Source organism: Meiothermus sp., from assembly GCF_025060375.1.
Taxonomy (GTDB): Bacteria; Deinococcota; Deinococci; order Deinococcales; family Thermaceae; genus Meiothermus.
The window spans coordinates 1-9,997 of sequence record NZ_JANXCG010000050.1; the positions used below are offsets into that span (position 1 = coordinate 1).

At 64.6% G+C, this 9,997-nt stretch carries 9 protein-coding genes, 1 tRNA gene and 1 pseudogene; 4 read left to right on the plus strand and 7 right to left on the minus strand.

What is annotated here, in order from left to right; genetic code table 11:
* From NZ849_RS06410 to NZ849_RS06425, 4 genes and pseudogenes are all read right to left on the minus strand, one after another.
* Window positions 1-306: pseudogene (locus NZ849_RS06410) on the minus strand (O-antigen ligase domain-containing protein); the annotation flags it as partial.
* Window positions 307-309: 3 nt separating this feature from the next.
* Complete coding sequence (locus NZ849_RS06415) at window positions 310-1,713, minus strand: hypothetical protein (RefSeq protein ID WP_295405475.1); 1,404 nt, start codon at window positions 1,711-1,713, stop codon at window positions 310-312.
* Window positions 1,714-1,858: 145 nt separating this feature from the next.
* On the minus strand, window positions 1,859-2,227 hold the full coding sequence (locus NZ849_RS06420; protein ID WP_295405478.1) for a type II secretion system protein: 369 nt from the start codon (window positions 2,225-2,227) through the stop codon (window positions 1,859-1,861).
* A 74-nt stretch (window positions 2,228-2,301) separates the two neighbouring features.
* Complete coding sequence (locus NZ849_RS06425; protein WP_295405481.1) at window positions 2,302-2,643, minus strand: type II secretion system protein; 342 nt, start codon at window positions 2,641-2,643, stop codon at window positions 2,302-2,304.
* Between the two features lie 289 nt (window positions 2,644-2,932).
* On the opposite strand from NZ849_RS06425, the gene NZ849_RS06430 reads away from it, so the two are divergent.
* From NZ849_RS06430 to truA, 3 genes are all read left to right on the plus strand, one after another.
* The gene (locus NZ849_RS06430) at window positions 2,933-4,498 is read left to right on the plus strand and encodes an iron ABC transporter permease (protein WP_295405484.1); all 1,566 of its coding nucleotides are present in this window, start codon (window positions 2,933-2,935) and stop codon (window positions 4,496-4,498) included.
* Window positions 4,498-5,562: an ABC transporter ATP-binding protein gene (locus tag NZ849_RS06435; RefSeq protein WP_295405486.1), complete on the plus strand. Its 1,065-nt coding sequence runs from the start codon at window positions 4,498-4,500 to the stop codon at window positions 5,560-5,562. Before NZ849_RS06430 ends, NZ849_RS06435 begins: the two co-directional genes overlap by 1 nt.
* Window positions 5,563-5,649: 87 nt before the next feature.
* On the plus strand, window positions 5,650-6,408 hold the full coding sequence (gene truA / locus NZ849_RS06440) for a tRNA pseudouridine(38-40) synthase TruA (RefSeq protein ID WP_295405494.1): 759 nt from the start codon (window positions 5,650-5,652) through the stop codon (window positions 6,406-6,408).
* Here truA and NZ849_RS06445 read toward each other — a convergent pair.
* Genes NZ849_RS06445 through NZ849_RS06455 form a run of 3 tightly spaced genes read right to left on the minus strand, consistent with a single transcriptional unit; the run spans window position 6,396 to window position 9,503 of the window.
* Window positions 6,396-7,229, minus strand: a complete 834-nt coding sequence (locus tag NZ849_RS06445) for a hypothetical protein (RefSeq protein WP_295405488.1) — start codon at window positions 7,227-7,229, stop codon at window positions 6,396-6,398. The genes truA and NZ849_RS06445 overlap by 13 nt on opposite strands.
* A 37-nt stretch (window positions 7,230-7,266) precedes the next feature.
* On the minus strand, window positions 7,267-8,484 hold the full coding sequence (locus NZ849_RS06450) for an ABC transporter permease (protein WP_295405490.1): 1,218 nt from the start codon (window positions 8,482-8,484) through the stop codon (window positions 7,267-7,269).
* 8 nt (window positions 8,485-8,492) lie between these two features.
* Window positions 8,493-9,503: an ABC transporter permease gene (locus tag NZ849_RS06455; protein WP_295405492.1), complete on the minus strand. Its 1,011-nt coding sequence runs from the start codon at window positions 9,501-9,503 to the stop codon at window positions 8,493-8,495.
* A 91-nt stretch (window positions 9,504-9,594) separates the two neighbouring features.
* On the opposite strand from NZ849_RS06455, the gene NZ849_RS06460 reads away from it, so the two are divergent.
* Window positions 9,595-9,671, plus strand: a tRNA-Ile gene (locus tag NZ849_RS06460).
* Window positions 9,672-9,997 lie beyond the last annotated feature (326 nt).

Here is a 9,997-nt window from a genome sequence, read left to right on the forward strand (position 1 = left end):
CAGGTTGAGCCCCACCAGGCCGAGGAGCCATCCTCCCGCGGCAAAGGCCGCCAGGTACGCAAGCTCCCATAGCCCCAGCACCAGGGTGTTGCCCGGGGTCAGGCTCCAGAAGAGCGTGAGCAAACCCAAGCCCCACCAGACCCATAGGGCCAGCGGTGCGCGGGATGCAAGGACGCTCAGGGAGCCCAGGGTTGCGAGGGTGAACCAGAGGGGGGGCGCTTCGTAATGCGTGATGGGCTGTTGCCAGAGCCAGGCTAGGCTGACCAGTAGAAGCGCTGAGGCGAGGGCGTTGGGAAGGGCTGGCATCGCTTAGCTAAGTCTCCCCCTGTTCGCCTCAGCGCTCGCCCACACGGCGGCTATAAGTAGCGTGAATATGGGCTCGAGCTGCACCACAGGGAACCAGGCCATGTAGTATGTTCCGATTGCAGGCAGAACGAGCCATAGGCTGTCCTGTAGCCCTTTCCTCTTCCAAAGGAGGTACACAGGGTAGATGAGCAGAAAGCCCCAGATCAGGGAGGCGAAAAGGCCATAGGCTATCATTCGGTCTAGGAACATGTTGTGGGCTTTGTCCAGCCCGACCAGGTATGTGGCCTGAAAGTCCCTTTGCTCGCCATACTGGGAGAAGCGGACCTTTAGGATGCGCTCACGCCCTTTTTCTAGAGGAGGGAGGGACTCTATCTGCTGGACAACCGCGTTGGCGGGCCACTTGTACTCAACCCGATAGAATTCCAGAAGCCGCTCAGCGCTAAAGTGCTCCGTCAGAATAAGCAGGAAAGCGTCGGAACCACCGCCTAAAAGAGGTGCGCCTCGGATGTGGCTCATGACCTCCGGAACAAACTGCCACATCACAAGGCGCGACTTCAGCGTGTCCATGTTCGTATAGCCCCTTTCGTAGGGAGGGGGGCCGAGAAGCAGGTTCGGCCCAAAAAAGATGGCAGTTGCTACCACCGCCCCAAGAAGAGCCCGCCTCCAGGAGGGTGCGGTTGCGAGGAAGAGGAGCAGGGAGAGGAGCAAGGCGTAAACGGCGGCCCTGTTTTGTGTGACCCCAAGCCCCACGGAATTGAGCATCAGGAGCAGGAACAAGACCGCGCGAAGGGGGATAGCCCCCTCCCTTTCAAGCATGCGGAGCAAGACCAGCACAACCACCATGAAAAGGCCTGCGGCCACACCGATGTGCCCCATCGAACCCATGGGCTCTTCGTAAGGGCTGCCGCCGATGATGTGGCCGATGGGGTCAAAACCTAGCCTCTGCAGAGAGACTAGGACCGCTTGGACGCTGCCCGCCACTACCAGGGCCCACAGCAGACGTTCCATGAGGGCAACCTGCAGCCTGAGTGCGTTGTAGGCGGCAAGGCCCAGTAGAACCAGAAGTGCCTGGTACACAGGGCCGTCCATCCGGGCCTTTGGTCCAAAGAGGAGAAAAGCCCACCCTCCGGGGTCGCTCGTGTTTAGCGTGCTCAGGATCACTGGAGCCATGTAGCCCAACAGTAGGCCACCGAACAGGCCCTTTGCCCGCCAGAAACGCCAGCCCATAAGCGCCGTCAGCGCCAAGAGAAGCAGCCTTGGCACCAGATGGACCTTCTCTCCGTCGGGTATGAATATCGGTTGGCCCAGACCCTCAAGGAGGTAGGCTGGGTAGATGAAAACCGGGAGCAAAAGGACAAATAGGGCCAGTAGGTTGGCGTAGCGCAGAAGGTCTTTTGAGGTGGGCATACCTTGTGGCTTAGGATAAATCGGCTTTCTTCCCCACTTGGGTAAAAACGCACACCCCCGACTGGGGGTGTGGAGTGCTCGGCATCCCCTGGATGGTGGCACGATTTGCGCTGAGGGCGTCGGGGTGGGAAGGGGTGCAGAGGGTTCAGGGTGGGCTTATGTTGTAGGTGTAGGTCACGCCCCGGTTGCTGGTCACGCTGACCTCGGGCAGGCGGTCGTTGTCTGCATCGGTGACGCTGCAGGCCGTGACCGCGCCGTTGGCGCTGGGGACCGAGTAGTTGCCTGCCGTGTAGCCTTCTGTGCAGTCCGCACTTAGAACGACGTTTCGGCTGGGGTCCTCGGTTATGTACGCGAAGGCGGCTTTCGCCACGCTTTGCATGTGGAGTTGCGCGGCGCGGTTGACCGAGGTGTCCCGCGTTCGGATCAGGTTGGGTAGGAGGACGGCGGCCAGCGCTGCGATGATAACCAGCCCAATGAGCAGCTCCACCAGGGTGAATCCGCTTCGCGGGCCCATCCATTCACCTCCTCTGAACGAACACCCCGCCTTGCGCGGGGTGCGAAGCGGCGCTGGGGGTTAGGTTCCCAGGCTTACTGGCCGACCGTAACGCTGGTCTGGTTGCCGCCTTCGTAGGTAACGGTTACCTGGGTGGCGTTGGTGGTGATTGTGCATGTCCTGATGAAACCGGGGCGGCCACCCGTGCCGTAGCTGCCGTACTGCTCCTGGCAGTTTCCCGCGGCGACAACGTTGCTGGTGCTGTCGGCAATGTAGGCGTTGGCGGCCTTGTACACGTTTTGGGCGTAGGCCTGGGCAGCGCGGTCGGTGGCGGTGCGGCGGGCGTTGAGCAGGTTGGGGATGAGCACCGCGGCCAGGATGCCAATGATGGCGATGACGATGAGCAGCTCAATCAGGGTGAAACCGGACTTCTTCATGGTCTTCTCCTATGGGTTCCGCGCCGGGATATGGGTATTGGCGCGGTATGGGGTAGTGCAGAGGGCTTAGGGCCTCGCGGGAGCGGGCCGATTCCCGACTCCAGAGGCCAGTATAGCGCCGGGCTGGAAGGAGGGTGTGAAATTTGACCCGGGTCAGCCCCTTTCGCGTTACGGGGCCATTTAGGAATAGTTACCGTTTGCGGTTAACCCATAAATTCCGACAAGAATACTTGATTTGTCCATCAAGGCTTGCTAGCTTTAGGGGGCTGCGCGGGCAGGCCCCGTCCCTATGGTAGTCCAGACCTTCCGGCCCGTTCCCCTACCCCTGCTGGCGGTAGCCCTGCTGGTGGGGCTGGGCGTCCTGTTGCCCTTGGTCTACCTCGGGCTGCGGGCGGCCCAGGCCGAGCCCCAGCAGCTCGCGGAGATCGTGCTCCGGCCGCGCAATCTTCAGCTCTTGGGCAACACCCTGGCCCTCTTGCTTGGGGTGATTGCCCTCACCACCCTGCTGGCTCTGCCCCTGGCCTGGCTTACCAGCCGCACCGACCTGCGCGGAAGGCGCCTTTGGACCCTGCTCCTCACCCTGCCCTTGGCGGTGCCGGGGTATGTGGGGGTGTTTGGGTTCTTCGGGGCCACGGGGGGAAGCGGCTGGCTGAGCGGGCTTCTGGGGTTTACCTGGCCCAGGCCCACGGGCTACCTGGGGGCTTTGGGGGTGCTCACCCTCTTTACCTACCCCTACTTGTTCCTAAACCTGCGGGCAGCCCTGCTCGGTCTGGACAGCGCCCTCGAGGAGTCGGCCCGCAGCCTGGGCTACCGGGGCCTTCAGGTCTTCTTCCGGGTGGTGCTGCCCCAGCTTCGGCCTGCGCTGTACGCGGGCTGGCTTCTGGTGGGCCTGCACGTGCTGGGCGACTTCGGCGTGGTGAGCCTGGTCCGCTTCGAGACCTTTAGCTACGCCATCTATCTGCAGTACTCCTCGGCTTTTGACCGGGTGTACGCGGCCTGGCTTTCCCTGATGCTCTTGCTGCTTACCGGGAGCCTGCTCTGGCTCGAGGCCCGCCTGCTGAAGAACCTTGCCTTTAGCCGGGTGGGGCTGGGCAGCTCCAGGTTGCCGCGGCGCACCCCTCTGGGCTACTGGGCCTTGCCGGCCTACGCCTTCCTGCTCCTGCCGGTGGTGGGGGCTTTGGTGGTGCCGCTGGTCTCCATTGGGTACTGGGTGGTGCAGTATCCTGCCGACCACCTGAACGGCTGGGAAGGGGTGGTTCAGGCCCTTCGCAATTCGGCGCAGGCTTCGGCCCCAGCGGCCCTTCTCTCGGCGCTCATGGCCTTGCCCCTGGCCTACCTGGGGGTGCGCTACCCCAGCCGGCTGACCCGGGCCCTGGAGCGGGTAGCCTATCTGGGGTATGCCACGCCCCCCCTGGCCTTTGCCCTAGCCCTCATCTTCTTCAGCTTGCGGGGGGCTCCTTTCCTGTACCAGACCCTGGCCTTGCTGGTTCTGGCCTACGCCCTGCACTTTTTGGCTGAGGCCATCGGGCCGGTTCGCAGCGCGCTTTACCAGGCGCCACCCCGGCTCGAGGAGGCCGCCCGCAGCCTGGGCTTCAGCCCCCTTGGGGCCTTCTTCAGGGCCACCTTCCCCCTGCTGCGGCGGGGGATGCTGGCCAGTATGGCCCTGGTCTTCCTGTCGGCCATGAAGGAGCTGCCCCTTACCTTCCTGCTGGCCCCGGTGGGCTACTCCACCCTGGCCACCCGCATATGGGGCTACACCTCGGAGGCCCTGTTTGCCGAGGCCGCACCCTACGCCTTGCTGGTCGTGCTCCTTTCGGCTGGTTTTGTGGGACTTCTTCTGACCCAGGAACGATGATGGAAAGAGGCTTTGAGAAAGAGGAAGCCCCTCTCCTTCGGGTAGAGGGTCTGACCAAGCGCTACCTGAGGGGAGGTCCCCCGGTGGTGGAAGGGGTGGGTTTTGAGGTTGCCCCGGGGGAAATTTTTGCCCTGTTGGGCCCCTCGGGCTGCGGGAAGACCACCACCCTACGCCTCATCGCAGGGTTTGAGCGGGCCGATGAGGGTAGGGTTTGGCTGGCGGGGCAGGAGGTGACCCGCTGGCCTCCGGAGAGGCGGGGTGTGGGTTTTGTCTTTCAGGACTATGCGCTTTTTCCCCATCTGAGCGTGTGGCAAAACGTGGCCTTTGGGCTGCGCCATCTGAAGGGGAGGGCCCGGTGGGCGCGGGTGGAGGAGGTGTTGGGTTTGGTGGGCCTCACCGTCTTCAAGGACCGAAAGCCCGGCGAGCTCTCGGGGGGGCAGCAGCAGCGGGTGGCCCTGGCCCGGGCCATCGCCCCGGGGCCCAGGCTGATCCTGCTGGACGAACCTTTTAGCAGTTTGGACGCGGCTTTGCGCCAGGCTACCCGCGACGAGGTTCGGGCCATGCTGAAACAGGCCGGTATCGGGGCTGTGCTGGTCACCCACGACCAGGAAGAGGCCCTCTCTTTTGCTGACCGCCTGGCGGTGATGCGAGGGGGGCGGCTCGAGCAGACCGGGACCCCCGAAGAGGTCTACCTGCGCCCCAGAACCCCTTTTGTGGCCCAGTTTCTAGGCCGCACCAACCTGATTCCGGGGGAGGCCAGGGGTGGCTGGGCCGAAACCCCGCTGGGCCGGGTTGCTCTGGTGGACGAGGCCCACGGTCCGGTGCTCCTTTCCCTGCGCCCAGAAGGCCTGGGCCTCGCTGCGCCGCTGGGCCACCTAGGCGAGCGGCAGCTTGAAGGGGTGGTGCTGGCCCGGGAGTTCAAGGGCCACGACCTGACCTACCGGGTACGCGTGGGGAACCGCGAGCTAACCGTGCAGGAGGGGCCTGAGAGCCCTTTCCGGGCTGGCGATAGGGTGCGGCTGTTGGTGCGGGCCAAGGCGGTGGTGGTGGGGCAGGGGCGCTAGGGGGCGTTCCGGATAGCCCAATGGAAAACCGGCCGGGGGCCTCTTAGAATAGCCGGTGAATTGGGGGCACTGGAGGGAAACCCGGGCTTGCGGCGCATTCTGCTCTTCATTGAGTACGACGGTACTCACTTTGCAGGCCTTCAGACCCAGGCCCGGGGGGAGCGCACCGTGCAGCAGGAGCTCGAGGCGGCCTTAGGCCGGATTCCCGGGGCCCGGCCCAAGGTCTGGCCCTGCGGCCGCACCGATGCCGGGGTGCACGCCCTGGAGATGCCGGTCCACTACGACACCCAAGACCGCATACCGGTGGAGAGAATTCCCCATGCCCTCAACAGACTCCTCCCCCCCGACATACGAGCCTTGCGGGCCCGGGAGGTGCCCCTGTCCTTTCACGCCCGCAAGAGCTGTTTATGGCGGGAGTACCGCTACCGGATCCTGCTGCGGCGGATGCCGCCTGCCCTGGAACGGCACCGGGTCTGGTGGATGCCGCACTCCCTTAACCTAATTCCCATCCGGCACGCCCTGGAGCACCTGGTGGGCCTCCACGACTTCAGGGCCTTCTCGGTAAGGGAGGAGCGCAGCACCGTGCGGGAGATATACCGGGCCCACCTGGAGGTCTGGCCGGTGGAGGGGGGGCAGGAGGTGTGGCTTGAGTTTGTCGGCTCCGGCTTCCTGCGGGGCCAGGTGCGCAGCATGGTGGGCACCTTGGTTGAGGTAGGGCTGGGGAAGCGGGACTCGGACTCCATCCGGACCCTGCTCCGAGGGGGCGACCGCAAGGAGGCGGGCCCCACCGCGCCCCCGCAGGGGCTTTACTTTGTGCGGGCAGGGTACGAGCCTTATGGCAAATGAAGCCGTAGGTAGACCCACGCAGCCTCTACCGGGGCGCGGGAGGCCTCCGCACCGAACCGCCACCCTTCCCAGGTGTAGGCTAGGCCGAAGACGAGCTTCCTTGGGCGGAGCAGCCAGGCCCGCAACCCTTCCTGGAGGAAGCTGCCGGGCCCCAGGTAGGTCCACTCCGGGTTCCACCACACCCACCCTTCCAGACCTGCTCCGCCCGACGGGCCTTCCCCCAGCGGAAGGGTCAGGCGGCCCCAGAAGCCTTGGTCGGCTTGCCAGAAGGCCTCGCCCAGGGCTCCCCGCCAGCTCAGGCGGGGGGTTAGCCCGAGGCTCCCCTGAGCGACTTCTGCGAAGGCGCCGGCCTGGAATTCTCCGCTCCTCGCACCCACGTAAAGCTGCCCTCCGACCAGGGCCGGGTGGGGCAGGTAGGCGGCTTCCAGCCCCTGGTAGCGGACCCACACCCCCCAGCGGCCATCCTGGCCCACGAAGGTTTCACTCCAGGGGCCGCCCAGCTCGCCGCGTTTGCCGTAGGAGAGCTCGAGGGGCCCCAGCTGGCTGGTCCCGTAGGCCTCCAGCAGGCCCCACTGCAACGCCCCTTCAAACCACACCCCAAGCCTCACCCGGTAGTAGGCGCTGCCCTCCAGGGCCCGTAGGGCGAGGAGGCCGCCTGCCGCCCAGGGTGGGGCATAACCCTGGGCTAGGCCGAGCTGGAGCCGGAGGGCGGGCTCCAGGCAGATCTCCGGAGCCGGGCAGACCGGCCCAAATCCGGGGACTTCCTGGGCCGTCGAGGGGGCTAGGGCCAAGGCTACGGCGATGGGAATCAGAAAGCGCACGGCTCCGAAAATACCGCCAGCGGTCGGCCGGGTTTGCCTACAGGCGGCTGCGCGGGTCAAGGGCGTCCCGCAACCCGTCGCCCAGGTAGTTGAAGGCCAACACAGTGATGAAGATCATGAACCCGGGGGCTAGGGCCAGCCAGGGCGCGTCAAAGACATAGACCTGGGCGTTGTTGAGCATGTTGCCCCAGGTAGCCACCGGGGGTTGGATCCCGAAGCCCAGGAAAGAGAGCGCGGCCTCGGTGATGATGGCCCCACCAACGGCCAGGGTAGCGTTCACAATGAGGGGAGCTAGGGCGTTGGGTACCAGGTGCCGGAACATGATGCGGGCGTCGCTGGCCCCCAGGGCTTGGGCGGCGGTGGTGAACTCCTGCTCCCGCAGGCTCAGCACCGCCCCTCGGATGAGCCGGGCAGTGCCCACCCAACCAAACAGCACGATGATGGCGATGATGATGAAGACCGAGGCCGCCTCCCCGAAGGCCGCCTGGGCCCAGCGGCCGGCAGGCCCTTGGGTGTCGCGCAGAAGGGCCGAGAGCACCAGCAGCAGGGGCAGCTCGGGAATGGTCAGCATGAAGTCCATGAACCGCGAGATGACCACGTCCAGATCAACCCTGGCCTGACCGAAGAGTCCCCAGGCGCCCACTGCCAGCAGGACCCCCCAAGCGAGCGCCAATCCCAGGAGGGAGAGGACGTTGTTTGCCGAGATTGAGCCGGAGAGGAGGGCCGTTACGTTAGGGCCGGCCAGGCGCCAGGCCAGGTCGGCTAGGAAGAAGAGCAGCCCGTACAGGAGCACCCAGGAGGCGACCCGCCAGAGGGCAAACGGCCAGGGCCTCCAGCCATCGGCGGCTCGAGCCAGCGGCCCTAGGTAGAAACGAAGGGGTCGGCCGGAGAAGTAGCCTGCAATGACCCCCAGGGTAGTGCCAATTAGGGCAGCGGCGAAGGCCGCAACAAAACCTACCAGAAGCGATATGCGGGCCCCGTAGATGATGCGGGAGAGCACATCGCGGCCCAGGTCGTCGGTGCCCAGCAGGTGTTCACGGCTTGGGCCCTGGAAGTACTTAGCCGCCAGGTCTTCCCCCGTGGGCTGGGCGGTGGGGCTGTAAGGAGCAATCCAGGGGGCCAGCAGGGCCATGAGTACCAGAGCCACCACCACCCATAGGGAGACCATAGCGGCCTTGTGCTTTTTGAAGCGGCGCCAGGCCAGGGCCCAGGTGGACTGGGATTTGGGTCGGGATGCGCTAGCAACTGCAGCCATAGAGCCCCCTAACTATAGCGGATACGCGGGTCTACCACCGCGTACATGAGGTCGGCCAACAGGTTGAATAGGGCGGTCAGCATGGCCAGAAAGGCCAGCGCAGCCATGGCCACGTTGTAGTCCTTCTCGACGAGGGAGTCCAGGATGGCCCGCCCCATGCCCGGGTAGGAGAAGATGGTCTCGGTGATAACCGCTCCGCCGAATACCCCGGGGATAGCCAGCCCTACCAGGGTGATGATGGGGATAAGGGCGTTGCGCAGGGCGTGCTTATAGAGCACCACCCGTTCCCCTAGACCCTTGGCCCTGGCGGTGCGGATATAGTCCTGATTCAGCACCTCCAGCAGACTGGCCCGCATGTAGCGGGTCCAGGAGGCCATCTGGATGGTGGAGAGGGCCAGCACTGGCAGGATAAGCTTAAAGGCCCAGTCGCCGATGTACTGGAAGAAGCTCACCTCGCCGGCCCGGACCTGGTACCACTGCAGGTCGGAGACACTTTGGACGGGGAACTTGGGGAACCCAGGGATTTGCTCGGGGAGCCAGAAGGCGAACAGGAACAGAAGGAGGATGCCCAGGAAAAAGATGGGCATGGAGAAACCTACAAAGGAGAGGAAGGTGATGATGTAGTCGGCGACGCTGTACTGGCGAACCGCAGAAAAGATGCCCACCGGGATGGCCACCAGAAGGGCCAGCAAGAGGGCGGCTCCCGAGAGGACCAGTGTGCGGGGCAGGCGCTCGGCGAAGATAATCTGAGCTGCAGGGGTGGCGTAGGTGCGGGACTGGCCGAAGTCACCTTGCAGGGCTCTTCCCAACCACTTGAAGTAGCGCACGTAGATGGGCTGGTCGAGGCCGTAGGCGCGTCGGAGCTGCTCGAGCTGCTCTGCGGTGATCCGAGGGTTCTGTTGCCGCAACTCGTCCAGTGGGTCGCCCGGCTGAAGGGCCAGCAGGGTGAAGATGACCACGGAGGCCGCAAACAACAGCGGAATCATCTGCAACAAGCGGCGAACGGTATAGGCAAACACGCCCCACATCTTACCTTCCGAGTGGGATAAGTAGGATGTGTGCCCGTGCTTGACCTATCCAAAAGCCCTGGCTATACTCGTTTCGCTGTGGGGGCGGTTAGCTCAGCTGGTTAGAGCGCACGCCTGATAAGCGTGAGGTCGGTGGTTCAAGTCCACTACCGCCCACCAATTCCGAAACGCAAAAACCCAGTTCCGCGTTCCCTGGGTTTTCTCCTTTAGCACCCTCTTGACCCGCTGGGCCTCACGCCGACCGAGCTTTGGAGGGGTATTGGCCCTGGCACCCTAATTTGGGGTGGTGACCAAAGCCATCAGCCCGAACCCACACCCCTGTGGCTTCCAGATCAGCAACGGGCGGGGGTACCCACTTCCGGCTTCTACCCGTTTCTCCGCTACGGGGCGCGCTCAGGCGGTCTACCACCGGGTGGCCGCCAGGTGGTGCCATCCCCTCAGCGGGGGCCAGGTCGCCACTTGGCTCGCAAGCTTTTGTCTTCAAA